This is a genomic window from Curtobacterium sp. SP.BCo (assembly GCF_051903265.1).
GTDB lineage: Bacteria > Actinomycetota > Actinomycetes > Actinomycetales > Microbacteriaceae > Curtobacterium.
In genome coordinates, this window is sequence record NZ_CP194337.1 from 3,597,072 (window position 1) to 3,616,193 (window position 19,122).

Here is a 19,122-nt window from a genome sequence, read left to right on the forward strand (position 1 = left end):
AACGAAGGAGTCCCACATGCGCAACCGCATCATCGTCATCGGTGCGATCGTCCTCATCGGGTTCTGGTTCGGCGCCCGCGCCAACCGTCCGGTGATCAAGACGTCGAAGTCCGAGACCGCTCGTCGGATCTGGAACGACCCCCACGCACGCCGGGGGCGCAAGAAGCTCGGCAAGAAGATCGCGAAGGCGGCGCACCGCCGCCACTGATCCGCACACCGCTCGACCGACTGGAGGCGCGGTGCACGTGAGCCGACCGGATCACGTGCACCGCGCCTCCAGTCCGCTACTCTCGCGACGTGAAGCGTCTCTCACCCGGCCAGCGCTGGGTCATCGGTCTCGGCGCGTTCGCGCTGCTCTGCCTCGTCGTCGGTGTCATCGGACTCGTCGTCGGCCTCACGAACCGGTACGGGTGCCTCTCCGACACGGAGACCTGGCCGCAGAACCGCTGCCTCGGAGACGACTCCGGCGTGGTCTGGGGCAGCGTGCTGGGCGTCGTCGGGCTGCTCCACCTCGGCCTCACCGGACTCGCCGGCGCGCTGGTCTGGACGTCCACACCGACGATCGCAGCGAAGCAGGTCGAACCCGAGGCATGGATGGTGCGTCGTGCGCACCGGGTGTTCTCGTACGGCACGTTGCGGCAACCGCTCGTGCAGGAGTCGCTGTTCGGCGGGCACGTCCCGACGGAGGACGACGCGCTGCCCGGGTGGCGCCTCGACTGGGTGACGATCACCGACCCCGAGGTCGTCCGCACCAGTGGATCCGACCGACACCCGATCCTGCGTCGCGGTACTCCGGAGGACCGGGTGCAGGGCGCCTCCCTGCTGCTCGCGCACGACTGGCAGCTCCGCGCGGTCGACGACTACGAGGTCGCCGACTACCAGCGGATCAAGGTCACCCTGGCGTCCGGCGACACCGCCTGGGTCTACGTCGCAGCCGACGCCTGACGCCGGGCCGGACCGCCGTGGCCGAGGCCGTGGCCGTGGCCGTGGCCGTGGCCGAGGTTCGGCTCAGCGGACAGTGTCGCGGCTCCCGGAGGCGTGGAGTGTCCGGTCAGCCGAGGCTCGGTCGCGCGGCTGCGGCCAGTCGTTCCAGCCCCTCGTCGACGGACACCGTGGGGGTCCACCGCAGGTCGTGACGGGTCCGGCGTTGGTCGAACCAGTGCGCGGTCGACAGCTGCTCCGCCAGGAAGCGGGTCATCGGCGGCTCGTCCTCCCCCGGACGCACCCGCCAGACCGCCTCGACGAGTGACCCTGCGAAGCGCGCCACACCCGCCGGCACGTGCACCCGGGGTGCGGGGACCCCGGACGCGGTGCAGATCCCGGCGAGCAGGTCGCCGACCGGCCTCGGCTCGCCGTTCGTCACCACGTAGGCGTTGCCGTGCACACCGTCGTCGGTGGCCTGCGACAGGGCGGCCACCATCGCGGACGCGGCGTTGTCGACGTAGAGCGTGTCGATGAGGGCGGCACCCGAGTCGAGCAACGGCAGCCGGCCCTTCCGGGCACGCTCGACGATGCGTCCGACGAGCTGCGTGTCGCCCGGCCCCCACACCAGGTGCGGGCGGACGGCGACGACCGCGAACCCGGGGGCATCCGCACCCAGGGCGAGCAGTTCGGCCGCCGCCTTCGTCCGGGCGTAGTCCCCGCGGGCACGTTCGGGTTCGGCCGGTCCGGCCCCCGCCCCGACGAGGGACGATCCGGTGTGCGCGACGGACGGCGAGGACACGAACACGAACCGTGAGACCCCGGCGGCGCGGGCGGCGTCGACGAGCGTCCGGGTGCCGTCGACGTTCACGCGGGCGAAGTCCGCCGGGTCGCCGGCGAGCGACACCTTCGCGGCGAGGTGGACGACGGCGTCGACGTCGGACACGGCACGGGCGACGGCGGCGCCGTCGGTCATCGTGCCGAGGACGTCGGACACCCCGGGCACCCCGGACGGACGCCGCTGGAAGGTCCGGACCTCGTGCCCGGCATCACGCACGGCGGCGGCCGTCGCCTGCCCGAGGAACCCACTGGCGCCGGTGACGAGGACCCTCACGGGCGGACCATGCGTCCGCCGGCCAGCACCGAGGCCGCCCACCGGGACAGCCGCGCGCGGTCGACCTTCGAGTTGTGTCGGATGTCCGTCGGCAGCACGGGCACGACGAGCACCGCGGCGAGCGGGATCCCGGCTGCGGCCCGCACGGCGGCCGCCAACGCGGGCGGGGCGAGGGCCGGTCGTCGTGCCGCACGGCCGCCCGTCGTCTCCACGACCGCGACGGCCTGCTGCGTCCCGCTCGGCCCGATGCCGGCGAGACCCGCGCGGCCGACGCCGTCGACGCGCTCGATGCGCTGCTCGGGACCGACCGGGGTCACGACACCGTGCGGGGTCGTGAGGACGTGCTGCAGGCGTCCCTCCACCCAGACCCGTCCGGCGGCGTCGAGGTGTCCGACGTCGCCGGTCCGGTGTCCACGCGGGTCGTCGACGCCGAGGCGGGAGACCCGGTTCGTGCGCCAGAGCCGGTCGTAGTGGTCACGGACGTGCGGTGCCGCGACGACGATCTCGCCCGTCAAACCCGGGGCGTCGGTGAGGCTCCCCGTGGGCAGGCCCTCGCCGTCGAGCGGGGCGATCCGCACCCGGACGTTCGCGGCGGGCTCCCCCACGCAGATCCCCTCGTCCGACGAGTCGGCGGCGGTACGCACCCCGTCGAGGTCGACGTCGGTCATCAGCAGGCCCTCGGTCATCCCGTACGGCGTGTGCGCGGTCGCGTTCGGCATGAGGCCGGTCGCCGCGGTCAGCAGCGCGGCCGACACGGGAGCGCCGGCCGACAGGAACAAGCGGACCCGCCCGAGTGCCCGGCGGTCCGTCGCGGTCAGGGCCGAGGCGGTGGCCACGACGTTCGCGAGCGCCGCCGGGGACAGGAACACCACGGTGGCGTCGGCTGCGGACACCGAGGCGGCCACCGCTCGGGCCGTCAGGGTCCGCGGCGCCGTGACGTCCATGTCCGGGGCGACGGAGCGCGCGCCGAGCGCCGGACCGAGGAGCGCGAACGGTGCGAACCCGGCGACGAGACCGGTGCCGACGCCGACGTCGTACTGCGCCGCCAGGGCGTCACGGACGGCTCCGAGCTGCCGGTGCGTGTAGACGACACCCTTCGCCGGCCCGGTCGATCCGGACGTGAACAGGACCGCGGCGGGCGTCGAGGGATCGGGTGCGTCCGGCAGCGCGGCGCCGCCGGCGAGCCGACGTGCGCCGAGTCGAGCCACCGCGGCCAGGGTGTGCTCGACCCGCAGCGCACGACGGGCCGGTGCCGGCAGCGCGACCGTCGCGATCCGACGGCCGGGCCAGCCGAGTGCCCGTGCGGCGCCGAGGCCCGGCAGCGCGCCGATGACCCAGTCCGGACGGGCACCCTTGACCGCGCGCGTCAGCCCGCGGAGGCCGAGTCCGGCGTCCGCGACCACGACGGTCGCCCCGATCCGGATGCTCGCGTACAGCGCCGCGGTCAGGTCCGCGCCCGGTGTCACGAGCAGGGACACCCGATCGCCGGGGCGCACGCCGACCGCGAGCAACCCGGCGGCGACCTCGTCGATGCGGCGGGACAGCAGCCGCCAGCTGATCGTCCGGGGGCCGCCGGCAGCGGCCATCTCGACGAGCGCGGGCTCGTCCGAGTCGCGCAGGTCGTCGAGGGCCGCCCAGAGCGGCCGCTGGCCGGACCCGAGACCCGGGCTGGGCGACGTCTCTCGCGCCCCGGGGCCCACGATCGGTCGCTGGGCCCGGGACTCGGGCCCGTCAGCCGCGGGTGCGGACGGGAGGCGCGGGTCGTCGGCTGCGGGTGCGTGGCCGTCCGGCAGGCGGTCGCCGAGCCACTCGAGGACCGTCCCGGCGACGTCGGCGTCGTCCGGCAGCAGGTGCCCGGCACCCTCGAAGCGGTGGACGTCGGCGTGCGGGAGCCGTTCCACGAGGTCGTCGAGGTACCGCTCCAGGAACACCGGGTCGCGCGGCCCCCACATGACCAGGGCCGGGACGTCGAGCGCAGCGACCCCCGCCGCGATCCGGTCCAGCTCGGCGGCGCTCGGGTGCGACGCGTCGACGGGGATGTCCGCGACGAAGCCGCCGATGCCCCCGCGCCGGGCAGCGCCGCGGTACGGCGCACGGTAGGCGTCCGCGGTCGGCCGGTCGAGCTTCGGGTGCGCGATGGCCAGGGTCGTCTCGAGGAACGCCGGCGTCAGCACGGTCGCCCGGCCCAGCAGCTCCGGACGGAGCGCGAGCCGCAGCGGTGCCGGGATCGGGGCGTCGTCGGGCTGGTGCACGGCGGTGTTGCACGTCGCGACCGCCACGACGAGGTCCGGGTGGTCGACGGCCCAGCCGAGGGAGACCACGCCGCCCCAGTCGTGGCCGAGGGTGACGACGGGTCCGGTCAGACCGAGTTCGTCGGTCAGGGCGCCGAGGTCCGCGACGCGCTGCGGCAGCCTCCGGCGGACCCCGGTGCGCTCCGAGAAGCCCATGTCGAGCTGGTCGACCGCGACGACCCGCCAGGCGGGCCCACCAGCTGCCGCCACGTCGAGCGTGTGCCGCGCCACCGACCGCCAGAGGTAGGACCACGTCGGGTTCCCGTGCACGCAGAGGAGCGTGCCGACGGGTTCCGCGCCGAGCGCCGCCAGGGAGCCGGCCGTGTCGAGGAGGTGCCAGGTGCGCGCGGGGCGAGCCGTGCCTCCTGGCCCGTCGTCCGCCCCGGGGACCGCCACCAGACGGGACCAGGCCGGCTCGAGTCCGGGCAGGGGCGGCGGGAGCGTCGCCGGAGCCGCTGCGGCGGCGACGCGAGGGAGGCCGGAGCTCACCAGCGCAGTTCCATCATCGCCGTGTTGATGCCGGAGCCGACGCCACCGAGGAACACGCGGTCCCCACGCGTGATGCCGCCCCGGGCGACCTCGTCCGCGAGGGTGATCGGGATCGACGCCGGACCGACGTTGCCGTACCGCTGGTACGTCGTCGGGACCTTCGAGCGCGGGATGCCGATGGCCTCGACGAAGGCGTTCGTGTGCACGTCGGAGACCTGGTGCAGCACGTACCGGTCCATGTCGGCCCAGTCGAAGTGCGCACGCGCCTCGTTCCACGCGGCGACGACGAGCTCCATGCCGCCCTTCAGCAGCATCTTCGCGTCCGTGAACATGCCGTCGACGCTGCCGACGCAGAGGTCGTACCACTGCGTCGCCGCGCGGGTGACGCCGCCGACGATGGGGTGGCCCTCCGGGTGGACGTCCGACGGGCCGAGCACGGCGGCCGCGGCACCGGACCCGAGGGTCAGGCTGGCGAACTCGCTCATGAAGTCCTTGCGGTTCCGGCCGCCCTGGTTGAGGCGGTCGATCGTGTTGAGCTGCACCTGGTCGGCGTCCTCGCCGTCCACGACCAGCGCGTACTTGATCTGACCGGAGTCGATCATGCCCGCGGCGACGCTCATCGCGTTGACGAACCCGAGGCACGCGTTCGCGATGTCGAAGTTGATCGCCGACGTCGGCAGCCCGAGTCCGTGGTGCAGGCGGACCGCCACCGAGGGCTCGAGGTGCGGCCGGGTCACCGACGTGTTGATGAGGAGACCGATGTCCTCGGGGCGGACGCCCGCCTCGGCCATCGCCCGACGGCCGGCGTCGATCGCGGCGTCCTGGAACGTCTGGCCCTCGCCCCAGTTGCGACGCTCGGTGACCCCGGCGACGCGCTCGAGCAGCCCCATCGGCAGCCGCAGTCGGCGGAGGACTCCGCGGAGGCGTGCCTCGATGTCCGCCGAGGTGGTCACGCGCTCGGCCGTGGTGGTCGCCACGGACAGCAGCGAGACGTTCTGGTGCTTGGCCGTGGCGTTGCCCGGCCGCTCCTGATCGTCGCTCGTCGCCTGGTCGACCGGCCGTTCCGTCATGATCGTCACCGACACATACTTCCGCATTCCGCCTGGACGTGCGATCCAGGTGCGCTGATCGGTCCCGGTCAGGACTCCTTGGGGAGCTTCCGGACCTTGCTCCGACGGCGTCGCCGCTCCGGGATCATCGAGCGCATCTCCTCGAGCTTGCCGAAGCAGAGAAGGCGGTCGCCGGGCTCCAGCGCGACGCCGCTCCGCGGGTTGGGGATGACGCTCGTGCCCCGGTGCAGCGTGAGGACCGTGATGTCGCGGTCCCACAGCCCCGACTCCTTGATGGTCTTGCCCACCAGGTCCGCGTTGGTGTGCACGAGCAGTTCGGCGACCCCGTACCCGGTCGACACGGAGAGCCGCTGCCGGACGTCGATCTCCGGGAACGCGACCTGGTTCGCGATGAAGTCGATGATCGCCCCGGCGATGTCGAGGCCGGTGGCGCGCTCGATGCCCTCGAGCCCCGGCGACGAGTTGACCTCCATCACGAGCGGTCCGTCGTTGCCCTCGAGCATGTCGACACCGGCGACCCGCAGCCCCATGATCTGCGCGGAACGCACCGCGGCCTCTTCGTACTCGGGCGTCAGCGTGACCTTCTCCACGGTGCCGCCGCGGTGCACGTTCGAGCGGAACTCGTCACCGGAGGCACTGCGGCGCATCGCGGCCACCACCCGGTCGCCGACGACCAGTGCGCGGATGTCCCGGCCGCGGCTCTCCGAGATGAAGGCCTGGATGAGGACGTTCTGCTTCGTCGAGTGCAGCGTCTCCACGATCGACTCGGCGACCTTGGCCTCCGGCGCGAGGATGACGCCGATGCCCTGCGTGCCCTCGAGGAGCTTGATCACGACGGGCGCGCCGCCGACCCGTTCGATCGCGCCGCGGACGTCCGCGCGGCCGTTCACGAACGTCGTCGCCGGCATGCCGATGTCGTGCCGGGACAGGATCTGGTTCGCGCGGAGCTTGTCCCGCGAGTTCGTGATCCCGTTCGCCGTGTTCGGCGTGTACACGTCCATCTGCTCGAACTGCCGCACCACCGCGGTGCCGTAGTAGGTGATCGAGTTCCCGATGCGGGGCAGGATCGCGTCGTAGTCGGACAGCAGCTTGCCGCGGTACTGCAGGTCCGGGTCGTCCCCGGTGAGGTCGATCGCGAACCGGAGCGTGTTCAGCACCTTGACCTCGTGCCCGCGGTCGATCGCGGCGGCCCGCAGGCGTTCCGTCGAGTACGCGTGCGGGGCACGCGACAGGATGGCGAGTTTCATCGGTGCGGCTCCGCGGGTTGGTATCGACGACGACGCTCCATCCAAGCATGCGGACGCCGGTGGCGAGCATGCACCAGGATGGGCACATGGCTCGTGTCCCGAAGTCCCCGAACGGCGGTCTCGTCGTCGCCGGGTGGCGGGAGTGGGCGGCGCTGCCCGACCTCGGGATCCCGTGGATCAAGGTGAAGCTCGACACCGGAGCCCGCAGTTCGGCCCTGCACGCCTTCGACCTCGAAGAACTCCCCGGCGACCGGGTCCGGTTCTCGGTGCACCCCTGGCAGGACACCGACGCGGACGCCGTCACGATCGAGTGCGACGTCCACGACCGGCGCACCGTCCGCAGTTCGACCGGACACACGCAGGAGCGCATCGTCGTCCTGACGCAGTTGACGCTCGCCGGCCGCGTGTTCGAGGCCGAGGTCACGCTGAGCAACCGCGACCAGATGGGGTTCCGGATGCTCGTCGGCCGCGAAGCGCTGCGACAGGGGTTCCTCGTCGACCCGGCGCGGTCCTTCATGGCAGGTCGGGCGCCGAAGGAGATCCGGCGCCGCAACCGGGGCCGCGACTGATGCGGACCACGGCTGCCGTCGGCGTGCTCGAGCGCGTCGACCCGGCTGTCGGGGTGACCAGGTGACGGCCTGGAGGCGCGGTGCGGGCCCGCCCCGCGCCTCCAGGCCGGTGCGTCACGCGTGCAGGTGCCGCGACAGGAAGGTGAGCTGCTGCGGTGCCACGCGCCGCCAGTAGTCGTGCGTGTGGCCGCCGGCCTCGAACCCGCCGGCGGGTCGCGTCGTGAAGCCGTCGACGTACGTGCGGACCGCCGGTTCGAAGCCGTCACCGGTGCCGCAGTCGACCCGCACCGCGACGCCGTCGAGTGCGTGCTGCCGCCCGAGGACCGTGTTCGCCCGGAAGTCCGCGGCGTCGTCGAACGCTCCGCGCGCGGTGTCGCCCGCCGACGTCCAGAGCGCGGGGCTGATCGCGGACACCGCCCGCACCCTGGTCGAGCCGAGCACGCCGGCGAGGTGGAGCGCGCCGTACCCGCCCATCGAGTACCCGGTCAACGCGAGCCGCGCGGTGTCGAACCCGCGACGCGCGAGCAACGGCAGGAACTCGTCGACGACCATCGCGGCGGGGTCGTCGCCGTCCCTCCGCCGGTGCCAGTAGCGGTTGCCGCCGTCGACCGCGGCGATCGCGAAGGGTGCACCCCCGGCGGCGACGTGCGCGGCGAGGAACCGGTCGTAGCCGAGGTGGGAGCCGAAGAAGTCGGTGTGGTCGTCACCGTAGCCGTGCAGGGCGACCGCGACCGGTTGGGGCCCGTCGGCGTTCGGCGCGGCGATCGTCCACCCGACCGTCTCGCCCCTCCGCGCGGTCGAGGTGAACGACCCCGAGGTCGACGGGACGGGGTCGACGTCGGGGACGGTGCCGGCCGGGCCGTCGAGCCAGAGGACCCGGTACATCGTCGACCGGCCGGGCAGGAGCCGGAGGTTGACGGCCTCGGCAGCGGCCCCCGCTGCCACCACGGCCGCGCCGCCGACGATCAGGGACCGGCGGGTGATCCGAGCGGCACGCGACCCGGTCATCCGAGCGGGACCGTTCCGTCCGAGGTCACGCGCTTCATCACGAGGGTCGAGGAGATCCGCTGCACACCGGGCAACGTACCGAGTTCGGTGTCGTAGAACTCCTGGTACGCGGCCAGGTCGCGTGTGAGGACCCGCAGGAGGTAGTCGGGGTCGCCGAAGAGCCGCTGGGCCTCCACCACGTTCGGCATCGCGCGGACCCGCTCCTCGAAGCCGCCGATCGTCTCGAGGTCGGTGCGGCCGAGGGTCGCGAAGACGATCGCCTCGAAGTGCAGCCCGACGGCCTCCGGCGAGACGACCGCCCGGTACCGTTCGATCGCGCCGGACTGCTCGAGCGCCTTCAGTCGACGGTGGCAGCTGGAGAGGCTGAGACCGACCTCGGCGGACAGGTCGGTGGCGCTCATCCGGCCGTCGTGTTGCAGCAGTGAGAGGATCTCCCGGTCGAGTGCGTCCATGGCGGCGATCATTGCAGACGAACCGGGTGTCGGGCGGGAGAACCGGAGCACATTCCGCCGGATCTTCCGTAGCGTCTCGGCCTGTGGACCTGACCCTCGTGCTGCAGTTCTGGACAGTGGCGCTCCTGCTCGCCCTGACGCCCGGCGCGGACTGGGCGTACGCCATCGCAGCCGGGCTGCAACCACGGTCCGTGGTGCCGTCGATCCTCGGCATGGTGAGCGGCTACGTGGTGGTCGTGGTCGTCGTCGCGCTCGGCATCGGGGCGCTCGTGACGGAGTACCCGGCAGCCCTCGCCGTCCTGACGCTCGCCGGGGCCGCGTACCTGCTGTACCTCGGCGTGAGCACGTTGCTCGCGCGGTCGGGCCCGGCCGTCACGGCGAGCGACCGCCCGGTCGGGACGAGTGCGTGGACGCGGTTCCTCCGGGGAGCGGGTGTCAGCGGCATCAACCCGAAGGGCGTCCTGCTGCTCCTCGCGCTCCTGCCCCAGTTCGTGTCCCCGCACGGCTGGCCGGCCCCGGTGCAGATGGGCGTGCTCGGCAGCCTGCACCTGGTCGACTGCGCCGTGGTCTACCTGCTCGTGGCACTGGCGGCGCGACGGCTCCTGGGTTCGCGACCGCGGGCGAGCGTCGTCGTGACGAAGGTGTCCGGCGTGCTCATGGTGCTCATCGGCCTCGGGCTGCTGGCCGAGCAGGGACTCCCGCACCTCCACTGAGCAGGGCCTCGGCGATCGCCCTCGCCGTCGCCGTGCCGAGCGCCGGGTCCCGCAGCCGCATCGCCAGGTACCCGGACACGACGAGCAGCAGCTGGTCGGCGAGCGCCGCCGACCGGTCGCCGGCGACCGGCACCGCGAGCTCGGTGAGTCGGCGACGCAGGGTCCCTGTCTCCAGGTCGAGGACCCGGCGAACGTCCTCGGGGGCGTCGACGTACTCGGCGGCCGTCCCGAGGAACGCGCACCAACGGGAGCCCGCCGTGGTCGACCGGTAGGCGTCGAGGGCGTCGAACACCGCGAGCAACCGGCCGCGGTCGTCGTGCGCGGCGGCGACCGCGTCGTCCCAGGTCGCCGACCAGTCGTCGTGCCGGCGAGCGAGCGCCGCCGCGACGAGCGCTTCCTTGCTGGCGTACCCGCGGTAGAGCGTGGCGCTCGAGACCCCGGCCCGTTCGAGGACGGCGTCGATCGGTGTCGCGGCGATGCCACGGGTGAAGAACAGTTCCTCGGCGGCGTCGAGGAGCTTCTGCTCGGTTCCTGGACGCATCGCCATGAGAGCACCCTAGGCTCTGCAAAGTGAAACGATCGTTTTTGTCACGGCAGCGGGCGCTGGTCGTGAGCGGCCTCGGCCTCGTCGCGGCGACGTACGGACTGGTCCGGCTGGCGTACGGGCTGTTCCTGCCCGACGTGCAGCGCGACCTCGGCCTGAGCGCCGGCAGCGCCGGGTGGGTGTCGTCCGGGGCCTCGGTGCTCTACTGCGTCGGAGCGGTCGTCGGCTTCGCCGTCGCGGCCCGCGCGCCCCGCACCCTCGTCGCCGCGGCCGCACTCGTCGCCGGTGGTGGAGCGATCGGCATGGCGACCGCCGCGGCCCCCGGCGTCTTCGGGGCCGCGTCGATCGTCGGGTCGGCCGGAGCGGGGCTCGCGTCGCCCGCGCTGGTGCGACTCGTCGAGCAGCACGTGCCGACGGCGGGGCGCGACCGGGCGCAGGCCGTGGTGAACGCGGGCACCGGGCCGGGACTCGTCGCCGCCGGGGTCCTCGCACTCGTGCTCCTGCCGGACTGGCGGACGGCGTGGGCGTGGTCCGGCGTGTTCGCGCTCGTCGTGGGCGGCGTGCTGCTCGGGGCCACCCGCGGCGGACGCGCCGCGGACGGGCGCGCAGCCAGCACACCGGCACCCGCGCCCACGTCGGCGTCGGCGTCGGCGTCCGCGTCCGCGTCCGCGTCGGCGCCGGACGCGCGGTGGTGGCGTGCGCACCGCGCCGTGCTCGCCCTCGCGCTGCTCTTCGGCGCCGGGTCGGCGGTGGTGTGGACCTACGGCAGGTCGGTGCTCGTGGACGCGGGCGCCCCGGTCACGGTGTCGGTGTCCGCGTGGATCGCGCTCGGCACGGGCGGTGCGGCCGTGGTGGTGACGGCGCGGTGGACGAGCCGGCTCCGCGCCCGGACGCAGTGGGCCGTCACCACCGCCGCCGTGGCCCTCGCCGTCGTCGCGCTCGGGACGGCCCCGCAGTGGACGGTCCCGGCGCTCGCGGCCTGCGCGGTGTTCGGCTGGGGCTACACCGCCGCGACGGGAGCGCTGATCGCGTGGACGACCGAGGTCGACCCGGACCGGGCCTCCGCGGGCACGTCGGTGCTGTTCGTGGCACTCGTGTTCGGGCAGGCGGTCGGCGCGGGCGCGGACGGTGCGCTGCTCGGGCTCGTCGGGACACCCGTCGTCTTCGTGGCGGGGGCACTCGTCACCACGGCGTGCGCACTGCTCGGGCTGCGCGTCAGAGCAGCGGACGCAACTCGATCTTCCGGTTGCACGCCACCGACGCCTCGTGCGCCACACGCAGGGCCGTCTCGGCGTCCGGCAGGTCCATGACCCAGAACCCGGCGACGAACTCGGCCGGGTCGCCGAGCAGGCCGGACGTCACCTTGGGCTCGGCACCGCGGGCATCGACCACGGCGGCGTCGCCCGGTGCGGACACCCCTGCCGCGAACACGACCGCGTCGCCGAGTCGCGCGTTCAGGGCGTCGACCGCGTCCGTCTCGGCCTGCGTGCCGGACTCGGTCCGACCGGCGGCCTCGGCCTGCCCGTCGTCGATCACGTTGACGAGGAAGTGCATGGTCTCTCCCCTGCTCGGTTGGCCGGAGGCTACTCCTGCGCTACGGTCAGCGGGAGACCATCCCGACCACCTCGGACACGACAGCGGAGTCATGGCAACGCAGCGCTGAGCCGGCACCAGAGCCGGCTCCCCCTCCACGCGGATCACCCGTCCGCGCGCTTCCTGTACGCCCGCGCGGCACCGACGCCGTGCGACGACACCGAGGGTCTCCTGTGTTCTCCATCCGCGCCCGCTTCCGGGCTTCGTCCGCCACGCTCTCCGAGCACCGCTTCGTCACCGTCGCGGTCCTCGTCGACACGATCGGCGCCGGCCTCACGCTGCCGCTGACGATCGTCTACTTCACGCTCACCACCGACCTGTCCCTGGCGCTCATCGGCGTGCTGTCCACGGTCGCGTCGCTGCTGGCGCTGCCGATCGGGCTGCTCGGCGGCGTCGTCACCGACCGGTTCGGCGCCAAGGCGTCGATGATCGCCAACAACCTACTGTCCGCCGCCGGCTTCACGCTGTACCTCGTCGCGCACGACCCCGTCGTCGTCTTCGCGGCGGTCTTCCTCGCGAACGCGTCCGAACGGCTCTACTGGACCTCGTGGACGGCCTACGTGCACGACCTGTCCAACGGTCGTCCGTTCGAGCGCTGGTTCGCCTTCCTCGAGGCGACGAAGGCCGCAGCTCTCGGCGCCGGGGCGGTCGTCGCCGCGGTGACGCTGGCGGGCGGCGGGCACGACGGGCTGCGCTGGCTCGTCCTCGCGAACGTCGTCACGAGCGTCACCGCGGCCGTGGTGTTCGCCTCGCAGCGCACCGGGGGTGCCAGGACGACCGCGCCACAGGCCCGGGACCTCGACGACGTCCGGACCGGCTCGCTGCGCGAGTTCGCCGCCGACCGGTCGATGCGGCTGATCACGCTCGGGCAGTTCCTGCTCGGGCCGGCGATGGTGCTGCCGAACGTCGCCCTGAGCGTGCTGTACGTCGAACGGTGGCACATGCCGGCCGCCGTCGCGCCCGTGCAGTTCGCCGTCGCGACGGGGCTGGCCGCGTGCCTGCAGACCTCGGTCACGCGGTGGGTCGCCGGCTTCGACCGCGGGGTCCTCGTCGCCGTCGGAGCCGTCCTCACCGGGCTGACCGCCGTGCCGCTGATCGTGCTCCCGCCGCTGCACGGAACGGCTGCGTGGACGTTCGTCGTGGTCGCCGCCGTCGTGCTCGCGGCAGCGGACACGGTGGCGCTGCCCGCGGCGAACGCGGTGATGGCCGAGGCGCCGCACCCGAGGATCCGCGGCCGGGCGATCGGCGTCTTCCAGACGGCGAGCTCGGTCGGGATGGCGCTCTTCCCGCTGACCCTCGGCGTGCTCGACACGGACGTGCCCTGGGTGCTCTGGGCCGTCACGGCGCTGGTGTTCGCGGGTGCCGCGTGGGCCTGGCGGGCCGCCGTCGCGGCGCTGCCGCCGGGGGTGCGCACGGCGACGACCGCGGACGCCGACGCCTGAGACGGACGGGAGGCGCGGTTCGCGTGACCGACGTCGGTCACGTCCGCCGCGCCTCCGGGCCACGGCGCGCACCCGCTACCGTTGTGGACATGGGGACGACGGCGGAGTGGTCACGACTGCCGGTGGGACGCCGTGAACTCCGGCAGGACGCCCTGCTCGCCGTCGTGCTGGGCGTCGGCCTGGCGATCACCACGACGCTCTACACCTCCGCCGGCACCTACGCCGACGACCAGGCCGCGTGGTGGGTCTCGGCGCTGATGATCGTCGCGAACGCCGCGCCCATCGCCTTCCGTCGTCGCTGGCCGATGACCGTCGCCGTGGTCTCGGCGCTGGCGTTCGCCGCGACGCAGATCCTGCACGTGCCCGAGGTCTTCCTCGTCAACTTCACGCTCTTCATCGCGCTGTACACGGTCGGCGCGTGGTGCTCCGACCGGGTCCGCGCCGAAGTCGTCCGCTGGGTCGTCATCGGCGGCATGTTCGCGTGGCTGTTCGTCGCGATCGTGTTCGGCTGGGCGGTGCCGACCGCGCTGCCCAACGACCACGACGCCCTGATCCCGCCGTACATCGCGTTCTCGCTGCTCAACGTCGTGATCAACGTCATCTACTTCGGTGCCGCCTGGTACGCGGGGAACCGGGCCTGGGCGTCGGCGGTCGCGAAGCACGAACTCGACGACCGCACGGCCGAGCTCGCCGCCGAACGCGAGCGGAGCGCCGCCCAGGCCGTGACGATCGAGCGCGTCCGGATCGCCCGCGAGCTGCACGACGTCGTCGCCCACCACGTGTCGCTGATGGGCGTGCAGGCCGGTGCCGCCCGACGCGTGATCGACCGCGACCCCGCGCAGGCGACGACCTCGCTCGGCGTCGTCGAGGAGAGCGCCCGCACCGCGGTCGAGGAACTCCGCCGGATGCTCGGCACGTTGCGTTCGGCCGATGATGCCGACAGACCCGCCGGCACCGGTGTCCGCGAGGGCGACGGACCGAGCACCGAGGGCCTGGGCCGCATCGGGGAGCTCGCGGACGCAGCGCGGACGGCGGGACACCCGACCGAGTACGTCGTCGTCGGCGAGGCGCGGGCGGTCCCGCCCACGGTGTCGGCGGTCGCCTACCGGATCGCGCAGGAAGCCGTGACGAACGTCCTCAAGCACGCCGGTCCGACGGCGCGGGCCGACGTCCGGGTCCGGTACCTGACGGACGGCGTCGAGGTCGAGGTCACCGACGACGGGCACGGCGAGCGTGCGGCGGCGAACACCACCGGGAGCGGGCTCGGCCACGTCGGCATGCGCGAACGCGTCGCCGCGGTCGGCGGACGGATCGAGATCGGGCCGCGCGCCCGGGGAGGCTGGCTGGTGCGGGCATGGCTGCCGACGACCTGACCATCGCGCTGGCGGACGACCAGGACCTCGTCCGCGCCGGGTTCCGCGTGATCCTCGAGTCCGAGCCGGGCTTCCGCGTGGTCGGCGAGGCCGCGGACGGCGCCGAGGCGGTCGAGGCCGTCCGACGACACCGCCCGGACGTGGTCTGCCTGGACGTGCAGATGCCGAACGTCGACGGGCTCGAGGCGGCCCGGCGGATCGCCGCTCTGCCGGACCCTCCGGCCGTGCTCGTGCTGACGACCTTCGACCACGACGACGCCCTCTTCCAGGCGCTCGAGGCCGGAGCGAGCGGGTTCCTGCTGAAGAACGCCTCCCCCGAACGGCTGATCGACGCGGTCCGCACGGTGGCCGCGGGCGACGCGCTGCTGGCCCCGGACGTGACGCGCCGGGTGATCAGCCGGGCGACCGCGGGCGGGCAGCCGACGGGTGCCGACACCGCCGGACACGACGCCGACGCCGCACTGGCGACCGCCGGGCTCACCGACCGCGAGACCGAGGTCCTCCGCCTGCTCGCCCGGGGGCTGAGCAACGCGGAGATCGCCGCCGAGCTGTTCGTGGGGGACGCCACCGTGAAGACGCACGTGTCGAACGTCCTGCAGAAGCTCGGCCTGCGCGACCGCATCCAGGCGGTCGTGTGGGCGTTCGAGCACGGCGTGGCCGGCACCACGGGCTGACCCAGCGTTCTCCCGGCTCCCCCGTGCGGTGGAGCCGGCACCGCCGGTCGTGCCCCGGAAACCCGTCCCCAGCCGGAGGCAGCGGACCGCCGCCGCGCAATAGCGTCGACGCAGGCGGACCGAACCGCCGCGAGAGGGGAACGAGATGCTCACCATCGACGGGGTGACGAAGCAGTACGGCGACCGCCGGGTGCTCGACGACGTGACGTTCACGGTCGGCGACGGCCGCCTGACCGGGTTCGTCGGCGGCAACGGCGCCGGGAAGACCACGACCATGCGGATCCTGCTCGGCGTGCTGCAGGCCGACTCCGGCACGGTGTCGATCGACGGCACCCGGATCGGTCCCGCCGACCGGCGCCGCTTCGGCTACATGCCGGAGGAGCGCGGGCTGTACCCGAAGATGCCGGTCGCGGAGCAGATCACGTACTTCGCCCGGCTGCACGGTGTCGACAAGCGCACCGCCACCACCCGCACCGCCGACCTGCTCGACCGGCTCGGCCTGGCGCCGCACGCCGACGACGCCGTCGAGAAGCTCTCGCTCGGCAACCAGCAGCGGGTGCAGGTCGCCGCGGCACTCGCCCACGACCCGGAGGTCCTCGTGCTCGACGAGCCGTTCTCCGGCCTCGACCCGATGGCGGTCGACGTCGTGCTGTCGGTGCTCCGCGAGGCAGCGGCCCGCGGCGTCCCGGTGCTCTTCTCGAGCCACCAGCTGGACGTCGTCGAACGCCTCTGCGACGACGTCGTGGTCATCGCCGGCGGCACCATCCGGGCGGCCGGTCCGCAGGACGAGCTGCGGAAGCAGGCCGGTCCCGCGGCGTGGGAGCTCCTCGTCGACGGCGACGTCGCCTGGCTCCGCGACGAGCCGGGCGTCACCGTCCGCGAGTTCGACGGCGGCTACGCCCTGTTCGAGGCCGACGACACCACGGCGCAGCGCGTCCTGCAGCGAGCCGTCCAGCACGGCACCGTCGGGTCGTTCTCACCACGTGTCCCGCGGCTCAGCGAGGTCTTCCGGGAGGTCGTCCGATGAACAGCTCGTTCACCCGCTCCGTGCAGCTCGTGGCTGCCCGCGAGATCCAGGCCCGCGTGCGCAGCAAGGCGTTCGTCGTGTCGGCGCTCATCCTCATCCTGATGGTCGTCGCCTCCATCGTCGTCGGCGGCATCGTCGGCAAGGCGACCGCGGGCGACACCACCCCGGTGGCGGTCGTCGACGGGGTCTCCCTGCCGACCGAGAAGGGCCTCGACGTCACGAAGGCGTCCACCGCGGCCGCCGCGGAACGCCTCGTCGAGCGGGGCGACGTCGATGCCGCCGTCCTGCCCTCGGACGACCCGCTCGGCTACACGGTCGTCGGGCTCGACGACGCCCCGACCGACGTCGTCCAGGCGCTCAGTGTCTCGCCGCGGATCGAGTTGCTCGACCCGAACGCCATCCCGGGCGGCCTCGTCTACATCGTGGCGCTGGCGTTCGGCGTGGTGTACTTCGCCTCGGCGGTGACGTTCGGCCAGTCGATCGCGCAGAGCGTCGTCGAGGAGAAGTCCACCCGCGTGGTGGAGATCCTGATGGCGGCGATCCCGGCCCGGGCGCTGCTCGCCGGCAAGGTCCTCGGCAACAGCGTGATGGCGTTCGCCCAGATCGTCGCGGTGGCGATCGCGGCGGCGGTGACGTTGGCGGTGACGGGTCAGGACAACATGTTCACCGTGCTCGGCCCGAGCATGCTCTGGTTCGTCGGCTTCTTCGCGATCGGGTTCGTGCTCATCGCGTCGTTGTTCGCGGCGGCCGCGGTGCTCGTGTCCCGTCAGGAGGACGTCGGCAGCGTCACGACCCCGGTGATGATGCTCGTGATGATCCCGTACATCCTCATCATCGTGGCGTACGACAACCCGACGATCCTCGGCGTGATGTCGTACGTGCCGTTCAGCGCCCCGATCGGCATGCCGATGCGGATCTTCCTCGGGACCGCGGAGTGGTGGGAGCCGATCCTGTCCCTCGTGGTCGTGGCCGCCTCGGTGGTGCTGGTCGTCGTCGTCGGCGCCCGGATCTACGAGAACGCGCTCCTGCGCACCGGCAGCCGGGTGAAGCTGACGGAGGCGCTGCGCGGCTGACGCGCGACGCGCGCAGTGGACGGGAGGCCCGGAGCACGTGAGCAGGTCTGCTCACGTGGTCCGGGCCTCCCGTCCGTTCGTCCGTCCGTCCGCGCCGTCAGGCGCTCAGCGTCGCGAAGGCGGACCGGTGCCAGACCAGCGGGCTGTGCGCGAAGTCCGACATGAGCCCGAGGACCCGGAGCACCACGATGTCGTGGTCGCCGGCCGGATAGGTGTGCTCGACGGCGCACTCGAGCCAGATCGGCGCCCCCTCCAGGAACACCGAACCGGTCTCCGACACCATCGTGTCCACCCCGACGAACCGGACCGACTTGTCCTTCGACGCCAGCTGCCGCGTGACCTGCGCGTGCCCTTCGCCGAGGATCGAGACCCCGATCGTGCCGGCCTCGCGCAGCACCGGCCAGGTCGAGGACGTGTGCTGCACCGCGAACATCACGAGCGGCGGGTCCTGCGACACCCCGACCGTGAACGACGACGCGACGAGCACGGTCGGCTCGTCGTCGACCACGGCGGCGAGTGCCGCGACCCCGCAGGGGAACCCGGAGAAGGCCTGGCGGAGCGCGGTGAGGTCGGGGGCGTCGGGCGAGTAGGGGCTGATCATGGGCGGGATCCTTCCTGGAGACTCGTGGCCGCACCGAGGACGACGTCACGCCAGCGCGCGATCCAGACCTCCGTCGATGCGGGCTCCGAGTAGTGCTTGTCGTTGAGGGAGAGGGCCGGCGCCGGGACGGTCGCACCGAGTTCGACGAGGACCGGCTTGAGGAAGACCTCGGGGGCGAGGGCGTGTGCGGGCCCGGCGGCGAGCATGAGCGGCACGGCGACGACGCCGGCGAGCCCGTCACCGGTGCCGAACTGGTCGAGGAACAGCTTGAGGACGCCGGTGTAGGTGGCCTTGTAGGTCGGCGACGCGACGACGACGAGGTCGGACCCGGCGACGGTGCGCACGGCCTCGGCCACCCCGTCGTCACCCCAGCCGAGCAGGCCGGGACCGAGCTCGATGACGTCCACGACGTGGTCGGGGGCACGCCCCGTGAGTCGTTCGAGGACGACCGTCGCGGCGTCGAGCGTCCGCGATGCCGGCTTGGGGTTGCCGGCGACGACGGTGGTGATCATCGGATCTGCTCCTGCGGTCGGGGGTGGTGTGCGAGTGCAGTCCATCCCGTGTTCGTTTCGCCTCCGTGGCGGCCCCGTATCGGGTGGGTTACGCCAGGGCCTGCTGGATCGCACGCTCCGGAACTCCCTGGTCACGGGGCCGGTGCTGCGCCGTCGACGGGCATTGCGCCAGCGCGCCGGTCGCTCGGAGCGGATCGGTTGTGAGAGTCCCGTTACCGGAAGTCGCCCGTCGTGGGTCCGGTGTGTTTCGCCCGGGCACCGCCGCCCCGGAATCCTGCGGGATCCGCGCCCTGTCTGGGGTGGGCGGCGGAATCCGAGCCCGCGTTCCGGCGCGGATCGGCGGCCGGCGACCGCCGCGGGCGCGGTGGCCTAACACCAGCGAAACAAACGCCTAACAGGACCGTTACCG

Annotated in this window: 20 protein-coding genes; 10 read left to right on the top strand and 10 right to left on the bottom strand. The window is 73.2% G+C overall.

All coding sequences use genetic code 11. The features are described 5' to 3' along the window. Positions 1 to 16: 16 nt before the first annotated feature. Both ACRQ4B_RS17040 and ACRQ4B_RS17045 read left to right on the top strand, forming a co-directional pair. Positions 17 to 208 carry a hypothetical protein gene (locus ACRQ4B_RS17040; RefSeq protein WP_439692576.1) on the top strand — a complete coding sequence of 64 codons (192 nt, stop codon included), beginning with the start codon at positions 17 to 19 and terminating at the stop codon, positions 206 to 208. 89 nt (positions 209 to 297) lie between these two features. Continuing rightward, the gene (locus ACRQ4B_RS17045; RefSeq protein ID WP_439692577.1) at positions 298 to 945 is read left to right on the top strand and encodes a gamma-glutamylcyclotransferase family protein; all 648 of its coding nucleotides are present in this window, start codon (positions 298 to 300) and stop codon (positions 943 to 945) included. 106 nt (positions 946 to 1,051) lie between these two features. Here ACRQ4B_RS17045 and ACRQ4B_RS17050 read toward each other — a convergent pair whose 3' ends face one another. The 4 genes from ACRQ4B_RS17050 to rimK form a co-directional block, all read right to left on the bottom strand. After that, a complete protein-coding gene (locus ACRQ4B_RS17050; protein ID WP_439692578.1) occupies positions 1,052 to 2,035 on the bottom strand; it encodes an NAD-dependent epimerase/dehydratase family protein in 984 nt (327 codons plus the stop codon). Next, positions 2,032 to 4,815, bottom strand: a complete 2,784-nt coding sequence (locus ACRQ4B_RS17055; RefSeq protein ID WP_439692579.1) for an alpha/beta fold hydrolase — start codon at positions 4,813 to 4,815, stop codon at positions 2,032 to 2,034. The genes ACRQ4B_RS17050 and ACRQ4B_RS17055 overlap by 4 nt, the downstream gene beginning before the upstream one ends. Continuing rightward, positions 4,812 to 5,885: a 3-oxoacyl-ACP synthase III gene (locus ACRQ4B_RS17060; RefSeq protein ID WP_439694430.1), complete on the bottom strand. Its 1,074-nt coding sequence runs from the start codon at positions 5,883 to 5,885 to the stop codon at positions 4,812 to 4,814. Before ACRQ4B_RS17060 ends, ACRQ4B_RS17055 begins: the two co-directional genes overlap by 4 nt. 68 nt (positions 5,886 to 5,953) lie before the next feature. Continuing rightward, positions 5,954 to 7,132: a 30S ribosomal protein S6--L-glutamate ligase gene (rimK, locus tag ACRQ4B_RS17065; protein WP_439692580.1), complete on the bottom strand. Its 1,179-nt coding sequence runs from the start codon at positions 7,130 to 7,132 to the stop codon at positions 5,954 to 5,956. Positions 7,133 to 7,218: 86 nt separating this feature from the next. Here rimK and ACRQ4B_RS17070 point away from each other — a divergent pair, with 86 nt between their 5' ends. Continuing rightward, positions 7,219 to 7,701 carry an ATP-dependent zinc protease family protein gene (locus ACRQ4B_RS17070; RefSeq protein WP_439692581.1) on the top strand — a complete coding sequence of 161 codons (483 nt, stop codon included), beginning with the start codon at positions 7,219 to 7,221 and terminating at the stop codon, positions 7,699 to 7,701. A 114-nt stretch (positions 7,702 to 7,815) separates the two neighbouring features. On the opposite strand, the gene ACRQ4B_RS17075 is transcribed toward ACRQ4B_RS17070, so the two are convergent. Next, positions 7,816 to 8,709 (bottom strand): alpha/beta hydrolase, encoded by an 894-nt coding sequence (locus ACRQ4B_RS17075; RefSeq protein WP_439692582.1) that lies wholly within the window; start codon positions 8,707 to 8,709, stop codon positions 7,816 to 7,818. Further along, positions 8,706 to 9,161 (bottom strand): Lrp/AsnC family transcriptional regulator, encoded by a 456-nt coding sequence (locus ACRQ4B_RS17080; RefSeq protein ID WP_439692583.1) that lies wholly within the window; start codon positions 9,159 to 9,161, stop codon positions 8,706 to 8,708. The genes ACRQ4B_RS17075 and ACRQ4B_RS17080 overlap by 4 nt, the downstream gene beginning before the upstream one ends. Positions 9,162 to 9,244: 83 nt before the next feature. Here ACRQ4B_RS17080 and ACRQ4B_RS17085 point away from each other — a divergent pair, with 83 nt between their 5' ends. After that, positions 9,245 to 9,874, top strand: a complete 630-nt coding sequence (locus ACRQ4B_RS17085; RefSeq protein ID WP_439692584.1) for a LysE family translocator — start codon at positions 9,245 to 9,247, stop codon at positions 9,872 to 9,874. Here the strand turns inward: ACRQ4B_RS17085 and ACRQ4B_RS17090 are convergent. Then, a complete protein-coding gene (locus tag ACRQ4B_RS17090; RefSeq protein ID WP_439692585.1) occupies positions 9,825 to 10,421 on the bottom strand; it encodes a TetR/AcrR family transcriptional regulator in 597 nt (198 codons plus the stop codon). The genes ACRQ4B_RS17085 and ACRQ4B_RS17090 overlap by 50 nt on opposite strands. Positions 10,422 to 10,459: 38 nt before the next feature. Here ACRQ4B_RS17090 and ACRQ4B_RS17095 point away from each other — a divergent pair, with 38 nt between their 5' ends. Continuing rightward, positions 10,460 to 11,728: an MFS transporter gene (locus tag ACRQ4B_RS17095; protein WP_439692586.1), complete on the top strand. Its 1,269-nt coding sequence runs from the start codon at positions 10,460 to 10,462 to the stop codon at positions 11,726 to 11,728. On the opposite strand, the gene ACRQ4B_RS17100 is transcribed toward ACRQ4B_RS17095, so the two are convergent. After that, a complete protein-coding gene (locus tag ACRQ4B_RS17100) occupies positions 11,634 to 11,972 on the bottom strand; it encodes a YciI family protein (protein WP_439692587.1) in 339 nt (112 codons plus the stop codon). The genes ACRQ4B_RS17095 and ACRQ4B_RS17100 overlap by 95 nt on opposite strands. A gap of 212 nt (positions 11,973 to 12,184) precedes the next feature. Here ACRQ4B_RS17100 and ACRQ4B_RS17105 point away from each other — a divergent pair, with 212 nt between their 5' ends. From ACRQ4B_RS17105 to ACRQ4B_RS17125, 5 genes are all read left to right on the top strand, one after another. Further along, positions 12,185 to 13,453 carry an MFS transporter gene (locus ACRQ4B_RS17105; protein WP_439692588.1) on the top strand — a complete coding sequence of 423 codons (1,269 nt, stop codon included), beginning with the start codon at positions 12,185 to 12,187 and terminating at the stop codon, positions 13,451 to 13,453. A gap of 89 nt (positions 13,454 to 13,542) precedes the next feature. Beyond that, positions 13,543 to 14,826, top strand: a complete 1,284-nt coding sequence (locus tag ACRQ4B_RS17110; protein ID WP_439692589.1) for a sensor histidine kinase — start codon at positions 13,543 to 13,545, stop codon at positions 14,824 to 14,826. Then, positions 14,808 to 15,500, top strand: coding sequence for a response regulator (locus tag ACRQ4B_RS17115; protein ID WP_439692590.1), 693 nt, complete (start codon positions 14,808 to 14,810; stop codon positions 15,498 to 15,500). Before ACRQ4B_RS17110 ends, ACRQ4B_RS17115 begins: the two co-directional genes overlap by 19 nt. Positions 15,501 to 15,645: 145 nt before the next feature. After that, on the top strand, positions 15,646 to 16,527 hold the full coding sequence (locus ACRQ4B_RS17120) for an ABC transporter ATP-binding protein (RefSeq protein ID WP_439692591.1): 882 nt from the start codon (positions 15,646 to 15,648) through the stop codon (positions 16,525 to 16,527). Further along, a complete protein-coding gene (locus tag ACRQ4B_RS17125) occupies positions 16,524 to 17,600 on the top strand; it encodes an ABC transporter permease (RefSeq protein ID WP_439692592.1) in 1,077 nt (358 codons plus the stop codon). The genes ACRQ4B_RS17120 and ACRQ4B_RS17125 overlap by 4 nt, the downstream gene beginning before the upstream one ends. A 97-nt stretch (positions 17,601 to 17,697) precedes the next feature. On the opposite strand, the gene ACRQ4B_RS17130 is transcribed toward ACRQ4B_RS17125, so the two are convergent. After that, the gene (locus tag ACRQ4B_RS17130; protein WP_439692593.1) at positions 17,698 to 18,201 is read right to left on the bottom strand and encodes a flavin reductase family protein; all 504 of its coding nucleotides are present in this window, start codon (positions 18,199 to 18,201) and stop codon (positions 17,698 to 17,700) included. Next, positions 18,198 to 18,713 carry an NADPH-dependent FMN reductase gene (locus ACRQ4B_RS17135; RefSeq protein ID WP_439692594.1) on the bottom strand — a complete coding sequence of 172 codons (516 nt, stop codon included), beginning with the start codon at positions 18,711 to 18,713 and terminating at the stop codon, positions 18,198 to 18,200. Before ACRQ4B_RS17135 ends, ACRQ4B_RS17130 begins: the two co-directional genes overlap by 4 nt. Positions 18,714 to 19,122 lie beyond the last annotated feature (409 nt).